Here is a 15,460-nt window from a genome sequence, read left to right as displayed (position 1 = left end):
GCAAGAGGAAGGGAGATTGCCCCTTTCTCTTGCAGTGACTCCACTTTAACGGAAGACTTTCCGTAAGGTTTCGGCTAAGGTAGACACGCCTTCGACTTCGATGCCTTTTGGCGGCTGCCAACCAGTCAGATTGTTTTTAGGCAAATAAACTTTTGTAAAGCCCAGTTTCTGCACCTCTTTGACCCGTTGTTCGATCGCATTGACTCGGCGAATCTCACCCGTCAAGCCAATTTCACCGATAAAACACTCCGTCGGGCTGGTGCCTTTTTCTTTATAGCTGGAGGCGATACTAACAGCGATTGCTAGATCGATCGCGGGTTCATTTAATTTGACCCCGCCGGCTGCTTTTAAGTAGGCATCTTGATTTTGCAGCAGCAAACCTGCCCGTTTTTCTAAAACCGCCATGATCAGCGAGACCCGGTTGAAGTCTAGCCCCGTCGTCGTGCGTTTGGCATTGCCGAACATCGTTGGCGTGACCAGTGCTTGGATCTCCACCAAGATTGGCCGACTGCCTTCCATTGCCACTACGATCGCCGATCCGGTTGCGCCTTCTAAGCGTTCTTCCAAAAAGACTTGTGACGGATTGGCGACTTCTTTCAACCCGCCTTCTTCCATTTCAAAAATCCCGATCTCATTGGTGGACCCAAAGCGGTTTTTGACGGCCCGCAAAATCCGAAAGCTGTGGTGCTTTTCGCCTTCGAAATACAAGACGGTATCCACCATGTGCTCCAGCATCCGCGGTCCTGCGATCGAGCCTTCCTTCGTCACGTGGCCAACGATAAAGATGGCGATGCCATTGGTTTTAGCGATTTTCAGCAATTCTGCGGTCGTTTCTCTCACTTGGCTGACACTGCCTGCCACACTGGTGATATCCGGTTGGGTCATGGTTTGGATCGAATCGATGATCACATAATCTGGGCGGATGTTTTCGATCGCTTTACTGATCTCTGACATGTCCGTTTCCCCATAGAGATAAAATTCCGTGTCGATGGCGCCTAAGCGCTGCGCCCGCATTTTGATCTGCTCGGCACTTTCTTCTCCTGACACATACAAGACCGTTCCGCCGATCGCTGCTAATTGCTGGGAAACTTGCAAGAGCAGCGTCGATTTTCCGATCCCGGGATCCCCACCGATCAAAATTAAGGAACCTGGGACCACGCCGCCGCCTAAGACGCGATTCAACTCAGCGAGTTTCGTTTGGACCCGCGGTTCTTTTTTCGGTACGATATCGGCAATTTTCGTCGGCTGCATCTTTTGCCCCGTCAATGTCGTACGTACACGACGATCAGCGGTTTCTTGGATCACTTCTTCTACCATTGAATTCCAGCTGCCGCAATTGGGGCATTTTCCTAAATATTTAGGGGAACTATACCCGCAATTTTGACAGACAAATTGACTTTTTGCTTTTTTTGCCATTGATCTCCTCCACTACTTCTATCAAACAGACCCCCAGGCAGGATTTACTGATTCGAGGAGCCAAAGCCGCCGGTTCGGCTGGCAGTGGTTGTATCTTGATCAGCTTTTAAGAACGGCAAGAAAATTCCTTGGCCGATCCGCTCGCCTTTTTTAATGACGACATCTGTGGGGCCGAAATTGGTAAACTGGAACATAATATGCCCTTCATTATCTGGATTGTCATAGTAATCGCTGTCGATGACGCCGACACCATTCGTCAAGACTAAGAAACGTTTCAAAGGATTGCTGGAACGATTTGTCAGCTGCAAATACTCGTCTTCCCCCATATAGGCTTTGATCCCAGTGGGAATCAAGGTTGGCTTCAACTGTTTTGCGGTCTCTTTCGCAAAAAGCGCTTTGACCCCATCGATCACGCCCGCTTTCCAAATGCTTGGCACCACGATTTCTTCCGCGGCTTCAAAGTCATAACCAGCCGCATGATGGGTGGCACGTTGAGGCAAGGTGATGCTTTTTTCTTTATATGATGTAATAATTTCAAATCCTCGTAATTTCATGGGTTCCTCCAATAATAAAACATATAGCTATTTTAGCATAGGAAGAACTATTTTCTTCATGGAAAACACAATTATCGAAAAGTCTTTACAATTTCTTCGCTTAAAATAGCTCAAAAAGAAAAAAGAGCATGACGAAACGCCCGTTTGCGAGTACAATAGAAAAAATATCAAAAAATAGGCGGTGGCATATGCGCGCAGATCTTTCAAACAAAAACCGAATCGTTGTAAAAATCGGCACCAGCTCGTTGATTTATCCCAATGGTGCCATCAATCTAGCTGGCATCGATGAATTAGCCTTTGTCTTAGCAGCTTTGCAAAACCAAGGCAAAGAAATCATCTTAGTTTCTTCCGGGGCGATCGGTGTTGGCATGAACAAGTTAAATTTGAAAGAACGACCCGTGCAGATCCCACAGCAGCAAGCCGTGGCAGCCGTTGGCCAATCGGAACTGATGACGATCTACAACCAGCGTTTTCAAAGCTATAGCCAGCAGACTGCACAAATCCTGCTGACCAGAGACATCATCGAATTTCCCCAAAGCCGTCAAAACGTTAGCAACACCTTAGAGCAACTACTTACGATGGGGATCATCCCGATCATTAATGAAAACGACACGGTGGCAGTAGATGAATTGGACCATCTCACCAAATTTGGCGATAATGACCAGTTGTCAGCGATCGTCGCTCAGTTGACGAAAGCCGAGCTTTTGATCATGCTTTCTGATATCGACGGCTTTTATTCCGCCAATCCGCTAAATGATCCTGAGGCTGTTTTGTATTCCGAGATCAATGAAATCACCCCGGAACTTTTAAAACAAGCTACGGGAAAAGGCAGTCCTTATGGAACCGGCGGTATGACCAGCAAATTAAAAGCCGCTCAACGTATCTTAGACTTGAACAGTCACATGCTGCTCGCTAACGGCAAGCAGCCGAAAATTATTTTTGACTTGCTCGCAGGGGAACCTGTCGGCACCCACTTTTATCAACGAACGGAGGATGAGCATTGAGCAACTTGCAAACGATCGGTCAACAAGCTCAAGCAAGCGCCCAGACATTAAGCTTACTGAATGCCAGTGAAAAAAATCACCTACTGGCAGCGATGGCCGATGCTTTAGAAAAAGCTACTGAGACGATTTTAGCTGCTAATCAACAAGACCTAGCTGCCGCAAAAGCCAAAGGAACCAGCCAAACGATGCTGGATCGACTGTTGCTGACAGAACAACGGATCACAGAGATGGCTAACGGCATCCGAGAAGTCGCCCAATTGCCCGATCCAATCGGTGCCGTGGATAAAATGTGGCGCAATGCTGACGATCTTTTGATTGGTCAACAGCGGGTGCCTTTAGGGGTCATCGGCATCATCTACGAAGCTCGTCCTAATGTCACCACTGACGCCGCTAGTCTGTGTTTCAAATCAGGAAATGCCGTGATTTTGCGTGGTGGAAAAGAAGCCTTCCACTCCAATCAAGTCCTCGTGACTATTTTACAAGAGGCATTAGCTGCCAATGGACACTCCCGCCATGCGATCCAGTTTATCGAAGACACGAGCCACGAAACAGCGGCTGAACTAATGCGTCTGACGGATTACTTGGATGTTTTGATCCCCCGTGGGGGCGCCGGCTTGATTCGTCGCGTCAAAGAGACCGCCACAGTACCAGTGATCGAAACCGGCACCGGCAACAATCATATCTACATCGATCAAGCCGCCCAGCTGCCGATGGCACTGGCGATCGTCACGAATGCAAAAACGCAACGCCCTTCTGTCTGCAATGCCATCGAAACGATCCTCGTCCATGAAGCAGTGGCAGCGGAATTTTTGCCAATGGTAGAACAGCAATTTGCCAATCAAGTCGAATTGCGAGGAGATGAAAAAGCATTGGCGTTTTTAAACAATGCACAGCTTGCCACTGAAGAGGACTGGGCAACCGAGTTTTTAGACTATATCTTAGCGATCAAAGTGGTGGCTTCTCTAGAAGAAGCCATTGCCCACATCAATCGCTACAATACGAAGCACTCCGAAGCGATCATCACTGATGATTATTTCGCTTCCCAACGCTTCTTGAAAGAAGTTGATGCGGCGGCGGTTTACGTCAATGCCTCGACCCGTTTCACGGATGGCTTTATGTTTGGCTTTGGTGCCGAGATCGGCATCTCGACGCAAAAACTACATGCCCGTGGGCCAATGGGGTTAGAAGCACTGACTTCCACCAAATACATTATTTATGGCGAAGGACAGATCCGTAATTAACGATATGCAAAAACAGCCCCCTGCTGTAGTGTCCCCCAAAAAGTTCGATCAAAAGCGAACTTTTGGAGGTCGGTACACCCGTGCAAGGGGTTGTTTTTGCGTCTTCTTATGCTTGTGCAGCCCGCAAAACGAAGGAAAGCGGGTCGATGCCAAACAATTCTGTCAGCACCCGATTGGTTGTGGCAAAAACGTCTGCTTCACAACTCTTTTTCGGACAAGCAATCGTCTGTCCTTTGCTGGAAAACGTATCCTGGCGGCTGCCTTCTACAAAAATCACTTCTTGTGTTCCTTTGCGATAGATCAGCCCTTCGTCTTCTTCCAATAATAAGCGAGTTTGCCACTGATTGATTTGAGCTATGGGCATCACCAAGGAAGCAACATCCAAGTTTTCTAGCGAAAAACAACGACCATCTGGCAGCTGCAGCATGAAGGTATTGAGTTCATAAGGCAAACAGGCATTGCACCCTCCTTCTGTGATGACTTGGCTCGTGAGGATTTCTACGTTCATTCGTTTCGTCTCCTTTCATGAATGCTTCATGTTTAGTTTATCACAAAACCTATGGCCCACGGCGGAGCAATTATTCCGCCTTAAGTTGGATGTTTTTCTTCTTCCTTCTTGCTATGCTAAGGATAAGAAAAAAAGTCTAGGAGGAGTCGCTATGAATACAGAAAGTTTATTAGGAAGAATCGTTACTGTCGTGGCAGTTTTAATCGCAGCATCTCTTGTTTTATCTGTCGTATTAGGCATTGTTGGTGGGTTGATCGGATTGATCTTCCGTTTCGGGATTCCTTTACTGCTGGCCGTTTTGATCGTTCGCTGGTTAACCTCGATTCGCCAAAAACCAAGAAAATATTATCGTTAATTGCAGGAAAACCAAAACCACCTGACTTTCCAAGAGTCAGGTGGTTTTTTCTATCCATCAGCCTAATGCGACATCTAGAACCATCATTAAGATAAAGCCTAACATGACGCCAAAGACCGCAAAATGGCGGCGACTCGTCAAGGTTTGCTGCGCTTCTGGAATCAATTCTTCCACCACCACATAAATCATAGCACCCGCTGCAAAAGCCAACGCATACGGCAAGACAGCGGACATACTCGTTACCAACAAAGCCCCGATCACACCCGCGATCGGTTCAACGATCCCAGACGCTTGCCCATACATAAAGGCTTTGGTTCGGCTTAACCCTTCTTGGCGCAAGGGGATCGAAACGGCTGCGCCTTCTGGAAAATTCTGGATCCCGATCCCGATTGCTACCGAAAGTGCTGCTAAGATCGCAGCTCGTGGATCATCAGCACTAGCCGCCGCCCCAAACGCTACCCCTACCGCCAAGCCTTCCGGGATATTATGTAGTGTGATGGAAAAAACCAGCAAGATCGTTCGCTTCAAATGACTAGGCAATCCTTCTGTTTCATGATTCGGACCAAAATGCATATGTGGGAGTGTCTTATCTGCTGCATAAAGAAACAAACCGCCCAAACCAAACCCGATACTGACCACCAGCCACGGAATGTCGCCATTTTCTTCGGCTCGTGCGATCGCAGGATCTAATAACGACCAGAAACTAGCGGCGATCATCACTCCAGAGGCAAACCCCAGCATTGTATTCAGGACATTTTTATTGATTTCTTTGAAGAAAAAGACTAGCGCTGCCCCAAGCGCCGTCATACCATACGTAAAGATCGTCCCCGCCAGCGCTTGCTGCCATGGCGACAACCCAACCAACCAATCCACCATTCGTCTGCTCCTTTGTCTAACTATTCTACCAATACTCTAGCATAGGAAGCCGTCAGGTTCTACTAGGAAGGCAGCAGCAGCCAAAATTTTTCTTTCACCAGCCCTAAGCCTTTCCCGATGAAATCCTCGGCTTTACTTGAAAGTTTCAACATTCATCGCTATAATGCTAGGAGACTCCATGTCAATTTATATAAAGTGAGGAAAAGAATTGATTACAGTAAGTGATGTAAGTTTGCATTTTTCAGACCGCAAACTGTTTGATGATGTTAATATTAAGTTTACGCCTGGTAATTGTTATGGTTTGATTGGTGCAAATGGTGCTGGTAAATCAACTTTTTTAAAAATTTTATCTGGTGAGATCCAACCTTCGACCGGGAACGTTTCTTTAGGTCCTGATGAACGGATGGCTGTCTTGAAACAGAACCACTATGATTACGAAGAGTTTCCAGTGATCGAAACGGTCATCATGGGCCATAAACGTCTCTATGAAGTGATGAAAGAAAAAGACGCGATCTACATGAAGGAAGACTTTTCTGATGAAGATGGGATTCGTGCCGCCGAACTAGAAGGCGAATTTGCGGAACTTGATGGTTGGGAAGCAGAGCCAGAAGCAGCCGTTCTTTTGCAAGGCCTGAACATTCCCGATGAATTGCATCATGTCTTGATGAAAGATCTAACTGCTGGTCAACGGGTAAAAGTCTTACTCGCACAAGCCCTTTTCGGTAAGCCAGACGTCTTGCTCTTAGATGAGCCTACCAACGGATTGGATATCCAATCTATCAACTGGTTAGAAGAGTTTCTAATCAACTTTGACAACACTGTCATCGTTGTTTCCCATGACCGCCACTTCTTAAATAAAGTTTGTACCCATATGGCCGATCTAGACTTCGGCAAAATCAAATTGTTTGTCGGCAACTATGATTTCTGGTTGGAATCAAGCCAATTAGCGGCGAAATTACAATCACAATCAAATGCCAAAAAAGAAGAGCAGATCAAAGAACTGCAAGACTTTATCGCACGCTTTAGTGCCAATGCATCAAAATCCAAACAAGCAACGTCTCGGAAAAAAATGTTGGATAAAATCACCCTTGATGATATTCAACCTTCGTCCCGCCGTTATCCGTTTGTTGGTTTTAAACCAGAACGTGAAATCGGGAATGACTTGCTGCAAGTCGACAATGTCAGTGTGACGATCGACGGCAAAAAGATTTTAGACAATATCTCTTTCACCTTGAATAAAGACGACAAAGTCGCTTTTGTTGCCAATAGCGATATCACCACCACGACGCTATTCAAAGTCATCATGGGGGAAATCACTCCTGATACAGGTAGTGTTCGTTGGGGCGTGACCACGCAGCATGCCTACTTGCCAAAAGATACGACCAGCGAATTCGATACGGATACCCCGATCGTTGATTGGCTGCGTCAATACGCAAGCAAAGAAGAAGACGACAATACCTTCTTGCGCAGCTTCCTAGGTCGCATGTTATTCTCTGGTGATGAAGTATTAAAACCCGTCAACGTTCTTTCCGGGGGCGAAAAAGTTCGCTGTATGTTGTCGAAAATGATGCTTTCAAAAGCCAACGTATTGGTGTTGGATGATCCAACCAATCACTTGGACTTAGAATCGATCACCGCATTAAATGATGGTTTGATGGCCTTCACCGGCTCATTGTTGTTTGCTTCTCATGACCACCAATTTATTCAAACCCTTGCGAACCGTATCATTGCGGTCTCTAGCAAAGGCGTGGTGGATCGTGCCGAAACGACCTACGATGAATTCTTAGAAAACAAAGATGTCCAAAAACGCGTAGCAGAAATGAATCAATAATCTGCTTCTACAAAAAAGAACGCTCCAGTTGCCTGCCACCAAGGCTGCAACTGGAGCGTTCTTTTTATTTTGTCTAATACTTCGGGCATGTTGGGCAGGTTACGCTTGTTCTAAACGGGCTTTGCCGAATGAAAACAGCGCCAAGCAGCCATAGCCGGTATGACTGGAGATCGTTGGACCTAATGGATAATGATGAATAATAATGTCAGGAACTTTTTCGGTCAAACGTTTGATGAGTTTCTCCGCTGCTTCGGCATCGCCAGCATTGGCAAAATAAACCGTATTGGTTTTTGATTCGTGAAGATTGGCGATGGTTTGATCCACGATTTTTTGGATCGCTTTGTTGCGTCCCCGCACTCGATCAACGCTACGTAATTTTCCCGCGGTATCTACGGTAATGATTGGTTTCACATTCAACAATCCACCGATCGCTGCGGCTGTTTTAGAGATTCTGCCGCCGCGTTCCAATTGTTTTAAATCATCGACGGTGACCCATGAATCTAAACGCAGTTTATTTTCTTCTACCCATTGGCTGACTTCCAGCAACGAACGCCCTTGGGCTTTTTGTTGGGCTGCTTCAGCCACTAAGAAGCCTTCGCCTAAACTAGCAGAGCGCGTATCGATCAAGGTGATCGCGACTTCTTTGTATTCTTCTTTTAGTAAGGCTACGGCTTGGACGGCACTTTGGAATGAGCCGCTCATTCCTGAAGAAAAACCTAAATAAAGGACCGGTATGCCCGCTTCGACATATGGCCGAAAATATTCCATATAACGTCCGACATTGATTTGAGAAGTCGTCGGTTGCGCATGCTCTTTTAGTTTTCCTAAAAACCATTCCGTATCAAATTCTTTGCCCATATCATCGATATATTCTTTGCCATCTAATTCAATCAGCATTGGAATATAGGCGACATCTAGCTCCGCTAATCTTGCTGCTGGTAAATCACAGCAGGAATCTGTCATGATTTGAAACATGGTTTCACCCCTCTCGTTACCCCCTATTATAGCAAAAAAAGAACAAGACAGAAGAAATTCTCATCAAAAGCAGCCAAACTTGTCGTTGACCGCTTCTGACACAGAAGTTCTTTGTCTTGTTCTGATACTTTCGCGTCAGGTTAAATTTGCGCCCAAACACTTTCTAAGATGTTGGTTTGGCTGCGGTCTGGCCCTACCGAGAAGGTCGAAATGCGGACACCGACTAATTCAGAGATGCGGTGAACGTAATTGCGTGCATTTTCTGGCAGATCTGCCAATGTTTTGCAGCCAGTAATGTCTTCAGACCAGCCAGGAAGTTCTTCGTAGACTGGTTTGCAGCGGTTCAACTCTTTCAAGCTTGCTGGGTAATGATAGATCAATTCGCCGTCTAGTTCATAAGCGGTACAGATTTTCACGGTTTCTAGGCCGCTCAAGACATCGATCGAGTTAAGGGATAGGTTCGTGATCCCTGAGACCCGTTTTGAATGGCGCATCACGACGGTATCAAACCAGCCCACACGACGAGGTCGTCCTGTCGTTGTCCCGTATTCACGACCGATCTTACGAATTTGTTCACCTGTTTCATCAAACAGTTCCGTTGGGAATGGACCATCTCCTACCCGAGAGGTGTAGGCTTTGCAGACACCAACGACTTTGTTGATTTTTGAAGGGCCCACACCACTACCGATGGTGACACCTCCAGCAACGGGGTTGGATGACGTTACGAAAGGATAGGTTCCTTGGTCGATATCCAGCATCACGCCTTGTGCCCCTTCAAATAAAACTCGTTTGCCTTCATCTAAGGCATCGTTAAGGATCACCGAAGTATCCGTCACATATTTTTTGATTTGTTGGCCATATTCGTAATACTCTTCAAAAATATCTTCAAAGGCGATTGGCTCTGCATCAAACATTTTCACGAATTGACGATTTTTTTCTTCTAAGTTGATACGCAGACGTTCTTCAAAAATTTCTTTGTCTAAAAGATCAGCGATCCGAATGCCGACTCTGGCTGCTTTATCCATATAGGCTGGTCCGATCCCTTTGATTGTCGTACCGATCTTGTTGTCACCTTTGGCATCTTCTTGCAGCTGATCCAAATGGATATGGTAAGGTAAAATAACATGTGCACGATCAGAGATCTTCAAGTTTTCTGTTATTATATTGTTTTCTTTCAAGTATGCTAATTCTTTAACTAATGATTTCGGGTTCACAACGACCCCGTTTCCAATGACACTGATTTTATCTGCATAAAAGATCCCTGAAGGAATCAAATGCAGTTTATAGGTCACACCGTCAAATTTAATCGTATGGCCGGCATTGTCTCCACCTTGATAACGTGCAATGACTTCCGCGTTTTCACTCAAAAAGTCCGTAATCTTTCCTTTACCTTCATCGCCCCATTGTGTACCTACTACTACTACAGATGACATATAATGACCTCTTTCTTTAATTAGTGCATTCCTTAAGTATTGTAACAAGATTCGCAAGCTCTTTCAATCTAAAATCGAATAATCGTTTTAAATTCTCATTTTTCAGGGGTAAAAAACGAACTATTTTCTTTGGAATAATTATTTATACACGTAAAAACGAATAAAGTCGACACATAAAAAAAGCCCTACTACCATCAGCGCGATGCGGATGGTAGCAAGAGCTAGTGTTTCTCAGATAGCTAGTTGTCTTACCCGAACTCTTCTCGTGGCGAGACCGAGGAGAATTTATTGTATTCTTTGATGAATAGAAGTTCGACCGTCCCCCGGGCACCACTCCGGTTTTTTTCAATAATGACTTCGATCACATTGTTGTTTTGTTGTTCTTCTGGTTCATCGTCATCGTCGCCTTCACTGCGGTAGTAGTCATCCCGATACAAGAAAGCAACGATATCGGCATCCTGCTCGATCGATCCTGATTCCCGAATATCACTTAAAACAGGACGCTTGTCTTGTCGTTGTTCCACACCCCGAGAAAGCTGAGACAGTGCAATCACCGGCACTTTCAATTCCTTCGCCAGTTTCTTTAATTGGCGAGAGATCTCAGAGACTTCTTGTTGGCGGTTTTCGCGACCCGTTCCTTCAATCAGCTGCAAATAGTCGATCAAAATCAAGCCGAGATTGCCTTTTTCTTGCGCCAGTTTCCGGCAACGCGCCCGGATCTCAGAGATCTTGATCCCGGGGGTATCATCGATATAGATATTGGCGTTAGAAAGACTGCCCATGGCAACGATCAAATTCCGCCATTCTTCTTCTGAGAGCTGCCCCGTCCGCAAGTGACTAGCCTCAATCGAGCCTTCCGCACAAAGCATCCGGTTGACCAATGATTCAGCCCCCATTTCCAGACTAAAGATCGCTACGGAACGATCGGTTTTCGTTCCGACATTTTGCGCGATATTCAAGGCAAACGCGGTTTTCCCTACCGCGGGGCGGGCAGCGAGAATAATCAGCTCTTCTTTTTGCAGCCCCGCCGTCATTTTGTCTAAAGCCGCATAACCCGTAGGTAATCCGGTGATTTCTTCGTTGTTTTGCGCCAACTGATCGATCGTTTCGATCGTCCGATTCAAGACTTCCGCTATCGATTGGAAGCCATTGCTGTTGCGCTTTTCGGATACTTCTAAAATACTTTTTTCTGCTTGATCAATGATCGATTGTACATCTTCATCTTGTTCAAAGCCTTTGGTTACGATACGGCTCGCTGTTTGGATTAGATTGCGCAGCGTGGCTTTGTCGTCAACGATCTTCGCATAATAAGCAATACTTGCTGCTGATGGTGAAGCTTGACTCAGTTCAGTCAGATACGTCAGACCGCCAACATCTTCAAGACTATTGCTTTTTTCAATTTCTGCTTTCAACGTGATTAAGTCGATCGATTCACTACGGTCGTTCAACTGGATCATTGCTTGAAAAATTATTTGATGGCTGCGGCGATAAAAATCTTCTGGGGCGATTACTTCCATTGCATCGATGATCGCATCGGCATCTAAAAAGACTGCCCCTAGGACCGCTTGTTCCGCTTCAATATCTTGTGGGGGAACTTGATTTTGCCAAACTTCATTCATGCCATTCGCTCCTTCGTCCATTCATTCTACAAGATTCCCATCCAAAGTACAAGATTGCTTGGACGTTTGCCGAAAAAAACCCCAACATGTGACTGTTGGGAGTAATACTTATTCTTGAATGGTATGAACATTGATCGTTGCTGTTACTTGTGGGTGCAATTTTACAGGTACTTGCGTAAACCCTAATGCACGAATCGGCTGATCCAATTCGATTTTGCGTTTATCGATTTTGATTTTGTATTGCTTGTTCAAAGCATCGGCAATTTGTTTTGATGGGATCGAACCGAACAAGCGGCCATCTTCCCCTGCTTTGGCATTGATCTTCACGACGGTTTCTTCTTTTTCAAGAAGTGCTTTTAACTCTTTCGCTTCTGCTAAGACTTCCGCATCTTGTTTTTCTTTGGCTTTTTGTTTGCCTTTTAATTCTGCCATGCTTTCATTGTTGGCAGGTTTGGCTAAGTTGTTTTTGATCAGGAAGTTTTGTGCGTAGCCATTAGGGACTTCCTTGATATCGCCTTTTTTGCCTTTGCCTTTGACATCTTGTAAGAAAATAACTTTCATCTTGGTCACTCCTTGTTATTGTTCATTTTTCGTTAATTCCGCTCGCAACTGGTTTTCTACATCGCCAATGCTGCTGTTTTTTATTTGCGTGGCTGCGTTGGTAAAATGTCCGCCGCCGCCTAATGCCTCCATCAAGGTTTGTACATTGACTTTTCCGGTACTTCTAGCACTAATACCGATCAAATCTCCTGGCTGTTTCGTAATGACAAACGCGGCATGGATCCCATTGATCGATAGCAGAGTATCGGCCGCTTTTGCAACGGTGACACTATCGTACACCCGATCTTCATCCGCTGCAGCAATCACGATATCTTCTCGGAAATGCTGGCTGCGAGAAACCAGTTCACTGATCATCAAATAGGAATCTAAATCCGTACTCAACATGTATTGAACCAATGACGTATCTGCGCCTTGATTTTTCAAATAGCCAGCAATATCAAAGGTCCGACCAGTGGTTCGCACCGTGAAGTTCTTCGTATCCACGTAGATTCCCGCTAATAAAGAAGTCGTAATAAATTTAGGGACTTGCGATCTGCGAGAAGCGCGATACTGGATCAATTCTGCTACCAGTTCCGATGCTGAAGACGCGGAAGATTCAATATACGTCAATAATGGCTTATCGGGAAACTCATCCCCGCGACGATGGTGATCGATCACTGCGATTTTGTCAAATTCATCATAGACCGCTTGCGAGATCGACATCGACGGCTTATGGTAATCTACCATCACTAAGACACTTTCTTCATTTGATAAATTGACTGCTTCTTCCCCAGTGATCACAAATCGTTCCAGCTCGGGGTATTTTTTCAATTCTTCCAATGCCCGCTGAATGTCGGCGGTGATCTCTTTCGGATTTAAAATGATGTAGCATTCTTTGTCGCTCATCATCGCCATGTAAGCCACCCCAAAAGCCGAACCTAAAGCATCCATGTCCGGGTAACGATGACCCATGATAAAGATCCGCTGGTTTTCAGCAAAAATCTTTCTCAACGCCGTACTCATGGCACGAGAACGAACACGCGTTCTCTTCGGCGTACCATCCGTATTACCGCCAAAGAATTGCGGTTTTGCTTCTTCTTTGGCTTCTTTTAAAACGACTTGATCGCCGCCACGAACTAACGCAATGTCGAGATTGTTTTGTGCCACTTCACCAATCTCTTCAAAAGACTCTTCCCCATAGGAGATTCCCATACTGATCGTTAATGCCAGATCATTTTTTTCCGCAACTTGCCGTACTCTAGTCAAAAATTGGAATTTTTCTTCCTTCATCCGCTCAATATCTGAATACTTCGCGACGAAAAGAAACCGCTCGGAATTGATTCGTTTGTAAAAAACATGATTCTCACTTGCCCAATCAGAAATCAGTGTCGTGATCAGCGAGTTCAAATAAGAAACTTGTTTGTCGTCTTTTTTCTCAATCAAATCATCGTAATTATCAATTGAAATCAACCCAATTGCTGCCATCTTTTTTACCCCTCAATGTATCATCCCATTTTTTTGAAGCTTTGTTCCTTATTTTACCACAAAACAATCAAATAGGCGATTGATGCAAAAAGTTCCACGTGAAACTTTTTTGGTGAGATAATCATGGGAAAATTTCTGTCACTCGTTATTCTATCTGTATATAAAATAACAAGTATTTCTTCAGTAGATAAAAAAATTGACAAGCTTCAAAAGAAACTTGTCAATGAAAATCATTCGATTTATTCTTCGCCTACGAATGGAAGTAATCCCATAATACGCGCACGTTTGATTGCAATGGTAAGTTTGCGTTGGTTTTTCGCACCAGTACCAGTTACACGACGTGGTAAAATTTTACCGCGTTCTGAAATGAAACGTTTTAGTAATTCAATATCTTTATAATCGATATGTTCAATATGGTTTGCAGCAATGTAGTCTACTTTACGACGTTTGCGTCCGCCTCTTCTTTGTTGTGCCATCCTATTTCCCTCCTATCAATTTCTTAGAATGGTAAATCATCGTCTGAAATGTCGATTGATGAGTTTCCGAATGGATCGGAGTTGTCTCGATCAAAATTAGGCATTCCTGATGGTTGAGAGGATTGAGTTTGATTTGAGTTATTGTTACCAAATCCAGAAGAACTATTTGAGTTATACGTATTGCTGCTGCCAGATCCGCTATCAGTTGTGCGTCTTTGCTCGGAAGCATTTCGCGATTCTAATAATTGGAAGTTGTCAGCAACGACTTCTGTTACATAAACACGTTGGCCTTGTTGGTTGTCGTATGAACGGGTTTGAATACGTCCAGTAACCCCTAATAAAGTTCCTTTGCGTGCATAGTTTGCTAATGTTTCCGCTGGTTTTCTCCAAATAACACAGTTGATGAAATCAGCTTCGCGCTCTCCACTTTGGTTGGTAAAATTGCGATTTACCGCCAAGGTAAAGGTTGCGACACCAGTGCCATTAGAAGTGTAACGTAAATCAGGATCTTTGGTTAGTCTTCCTACTAGTACAACATTATTAATCAAAGTTCATCATCTCCTCATCGCTTTTGTTTCATGTGAAACAATATTATGCTTCTTCTTTGACAATCATGTGACGGATAATGTCATCATTGATTTTCGCAAGACGGTCAAACTCGTTGATTGCACTTGCAGTTGTTGAAGAAGAAACTTTAACGATGTGATAGATACCCTCACGGAATCCATCCATTTCATACGCTAGACGGCGTTTTTGCCAATCTTTTGATTCGATAACTTCAGCGCCGTTATCAGTTAAGATTGAGTCAAAACGAGCGATCAATGCGGCTTTTGCTTCTTCATCAATGTTTGGACGAATGATATATAAGATCTCATATTTCGTGTTTTCCATTGATTTTTCACCTCCCTGTGGACTTTGGCCCCTAGTTTTCTAGGAGCAGAGAGAGTGGTCTAATTAGACTACTCACAAATAATTATTATACACTTTTTTCGTCCCTACTGCAAGCTATTTTTTTGCGTCCCTGCATCTACCCATCACTGCAAACAATCGCTTACACTGATAAATACGTCAGCTGCTGCCGATTTTTTGAAAAAGAGTAAAAAGACAGCAAGCTGCAGGTTCGCAGGTTGCTGTCTTCCTAGAAAAT

16 protein-coding genes are annotated in these 15,460 nt (G+C 44.7%); 4 read left to right on the top strand and 12 right to left on the bottom strand.

Translation table 11 applies throughout. From position 1 onward, the window contains the following. Nucleotides 1–45: 45 nt before the first annotated feature. Together radA and IGI88_RS06895 are read right to left on the bottom strand one after the other, a co-directional pair. Nucleotides 46–1,416: a DNA repair protein RadA gene (gene radA / locus IGI88_RS06900; protein WP_429960302.1), complete on the bottom strand. Its 1,371-nt coding sequence runs from the start codon at nucleotides 1,414–1,416 to the stop codon at nucleotides 46–48. A gap of 44 nt (nucleotides 1,417–1,460) precedes the next feature. After that, nucleotides 1,461–1,970: a dUTP diphosphatase gene (locus IGI88_RS06895; RefSeq protein ID WP_005232909.1), complete on the bottom strand. Its 510-nt coding sequence runs from the start codon at nucleotides 1,968–1,970 to the stop codon at nucleotides 1,461–1,463. 188 nt (nucleotides 1,971–2,158) lie between these two features. On the opposite strand from IGI88_RS06895, the gene proB reads away from it, so the two are divergent. Together proB and IGI88_RS06885 are read left to right on the top strand one after the other, a co-directional pair. Further along, nucleotides 2,159–2,974, top strand: a complete 816-nt coding sequence (gene proB / locus IGI88_RS06890) for a glutamate 5-kinase (RefSeq protein ID WP_429969525.1) — start codon at nucleotides 2,159–2,161, stop codon at nucleotides 2,972–2,974. After that, nucleotides 2,971–4,215: a glutamate-5-semialdehyde dehydrogenase gene (locus IGI88_RS06885; RefSeq protein ID WP_429960300.1), complete on the top strand. Its 1,245-nt coding sequence runs from the start codon at nucleotides 2,971–2,973 to the stop codon at nucleotides 4,213–4,215. The genes proB and IGI88_RS06885 overlap by 4 nt, the downstream gene beginning before the upstream one ends. 106 nt (nucleotides 4,216–4,321) lie before the next feature. Here IGI88_RS06885 and IGI88_RS06880 read toward each other — a convergent pair whose 3' ends face one another. Beyond that, entirely contained in the window at nucleotides 4,322–4,723 is a 402-nt protein-coding gene (locus IGI88_RS06880) for a DUF4809 family protein (protein WP_016611671.1), read from the bottom strand. Nucleotides 4,724–4,874: 151 nt separating this feature from the next. Between IGI88_RS06880 and IGI88_RS06875 the strand changes: the two genes are divergently transcribed. Further along, nucleotides 4,875–5,078, top strand: coding sequence for a hypothetical protein (locus tag IGI88_RS06875; protein ID WP_008376766.1), 204 nt, complete (start codon nucleotides 4,875–4,877; stop codon nucleotides 5,076–5,078). 57 nt (nucleotides 5,079–5,135) lie between these two features. Here the strand turns inward: IGI88_RS06875 and IGI88_RS06870 are convergent, their stop codons facing one another. Continuing rightward, the gene (locus IGI88_RS06870) at nucleotides 5,136–5,954 is read right to left on the bottom strand and encodes a ZIP family metal transporter (RefSeq protein ID WP_005232914.1); all 819 of its coding nucleotides are present in this window, start codon (nucleotides 5,952–5,954) and stop codon (nucleotides 5,136–5,138) included. Between the two features lie 208 nt (nucleotides 5,955–6,162). Between IGI88_RS06870 and IGI88_RS06865 the strand changes: the two genes are divergently transcribed. Next, on the top strand, nucleotides 6,163–7,785 hold the full coding sequence (locus IGI88_RS06865) for an ABC-F family ATP-binding cassette domain-containing protein (protein ID WP_005226380.1): 1,623 nt from the start codon (nucleotides 6,163–6,165) through the stop codon (nucleotides 7,783–7,785). A gap of 99 nt (nucleotides 7,786–7,884) precedes the next feature. On the opposite strand, the gene IGI88_RS06860 is transcribed toward IGI88_RS06865, so the two are convergent. From IGI88_RS06860 to rpsF, 8 genes are all read right to left on the bottom strand, one after another. Then, the gene (locus IGI88_RS06860) at nucleotides 7,885–8,760 is read right to left on the bottom strand and encodes a DegV family protein (RefSeq protein ID WP_429960299.1); all 876 of its coding nucleotides are present in this window, start codon (nucleotides 8,758–8,760) and stop codon (nucleotides 7,885–7,887) included. A gap of 140 nt (nucleotides 8,761–8,900) precedes the next feature. Continuing rightward, on the bottom strand, nucleotides 8,901–10,193 hold the full coding sequence (locus IGI88_RS06855) for an adenylosuccinate synthase (protein ID WP_005232916.1): 1,293 nt from the start codon (nucleotides 10,191–10,193) through the stop codon (nucleotides 8,901–8,903). Nucleotides 10,194–10,441: 248 nt separating this feature from the next. Beyond that, nucleotides 10,442–11,812 carry a replicative DNA helicase gene (dnaB, locus tag IGI88_RS06850; RefSeq protein WP_005226374.1) on the bottom strand — a complete coding sequence of 457 codons (1,371 nt, stop codon included), beginning with the start codon at nucleotides 11,810–11,812 and terminating at the stop codon, nucleotides 10,442–10,444. Between the two features lie 108 nt (nucleotides 11,813–11,920). Continuing rightward, the gene (rplI, locus tag IGI88_RS06845) at nucleotides 11,921–12,373 is read right to left on the bottom strand and encodes a 50S ribosomal protein L9 (protein ID WP_005226371.1); all 453 of its coding nucleotides are present in this window, start codon (nucleotides 12,371–12,373) and stop codon (nucleotides 11,921–11,923) included. 15 nt (nucleotides 12,374–12,388) lie between these two features. Further along, the gene (locus IGI88_RS06840) at nucleotides 12,389–13,837 is read right to left on the bottom strand and encodes a DHH family phosphoesterase (protein WP_005232918.1); all 1,449 of its coding nucleotides are present in this window, start codon (nucleotides 13,835–13,837) and stop codon (nucleotides 12,389–12,391) included. A 239-nt stretch (nucleotides 13,838–14,076) separates the two neighbouring features. Then, nucleotides 14,077–14,313, bottom strand: coding sequence for a 30S ribosomal protein S18 (rpsR, locus tag IGI88_RS06835; protein ID WP_005226367.1), 237 nt, complete (start codon nucleotides 14,311–14,313; stop codon nucleotides 14,077–14,079). Nucleotides 14,314–14,336: 23 nt separating this feature from the next. After that, nucleotides 14,337–14,861, bottom strand: coding sequence for a single-stranded DNA-binding protein (ssb, locus tag IGI88_RS06830; RefSeq protein WP_005232920.1), 525 nt, complete (start codon nucleotides 14,859–14,861; stop codon nucleotides 14,337–14,339). Between the two features lie 43 nt (nucleotides 14,862–14,904). After that, on the bottom strand, nucleotides 14,905–15,204 hold the full coding sequence (rpsF, locus tag IGI88_RS06825) for a 30S ribosomal protein S6 (protein WP_005226363.1): 300 nt from the start codon (nucleotides 15,202–15,204) through the stop codon (nucleotides 14,905–14,907). Nucleotides 15,205–15,460 lie beyond the last annotated feature (256 nt).

Source organism: Enterococcus sp. AZ179 (genome assembly GCF_050498885.1).
Taxonomy (GTDB): Bacteria; Bacillota; Bacilli; order Lactobacillales; family Enterococcaceae; genus Enterococcus_D; species Enterococcus_D entomosocium.
The sequence above is the reverse complement of the archived record's forward strand: the minus strand, read 5'-3'. Positions and strand labels throughout refer to the sequence as shown.

Bases quoted from the DNA above. Each gene is read 5' to 3' on its own strand.
- radA (WP_429960302.1), bottom strand. From the start codon at position 1,416: ATGGCAAAAAAAGCAAAAAGTCAATTTGTCTGTCAAAATTGCGGGTAT.
- IGI88_RS06895 (WP_005232909.1), bottom strand. From the start codon at position 1,970: ATGAAATTACGAGGATTTGAAATTATTACATCATATAAAGAAAAAAGC.
- proB (WP_429969525.1), top strand. From the start codon at position 2,159: ATGCGCGCAGATCTTTCAAACAAAAACCGAATCGTTGTAAAAATCGGC.
- IGI88_RS06880 (WP_016611671.1), bottom strand. From the start codon at position 4,723: ATGAACGTAGAAATCCTCACGAGCCAAGTCATCACAGAAGGAGGGTGC.
- IGI88_RS06875 (WP_008376766.1), top strand. From the start codon at position 4,875: ATGAATACAGAAAGTTTATTAGGAAGAATCGTTACTGTCGTGGCAGTT.
- IGI88_RS06870 (WP_005232914.1), bottom strand. From the start codon at position 5,954: ATGGTGGATTGGTTGGTTGGGTTGTCGCCATGGCAGCAAGCGCTGGCG.
- IGI88_RS06860 (WP_429960299.1), bottom strand. From the start codon at position 8,760: ATGTTTCAAATCATGACAGATTCCTGCTGTGATTTACCAGCAGCAAGA.
- IGI88_RS06855 (WP_005232916.1), bottom strand. From the start codon at position 10,193: ATGTCATCTGTAGTAGTAGTAGGTACACAATGGGGCGATGAAGGTAAA.
- dnaB (WP_005226374.1), bottom strand. From the start codon at position 11,812: ATGAATGAAGTTTGGCAAAATCAAGTTCCCCCACAAGATATTGAAGCG.
- rplI (WP_005226371.1), bottom strand. From the start codon at position 12,373: ATGAAAGTTATTTTCTTACAAGATGTCAAAGGCAAAGGCAAAAAAGGC.
- IGI88_RS06840 (WP_005232918.1), bottom strand. From the start codon at position 13,837: ATGGCAGCAATTGGGTTGATTTCAATTGATAATTACGATGATTTGATT.
- rpsR (WP_005226367.1), bottom strand. From the start codon at position 14,313: ATGGCACAACAAAGAAGAGGCGGACGCAAACGTCGTAAAGTAGACTAC.
- rpsF (WP_005226363.1), bottom strand. From the start codon at position 15,204: ATGGAAAACACGAAATATGAGATCTTATATATCATTCGTCCAAACATT.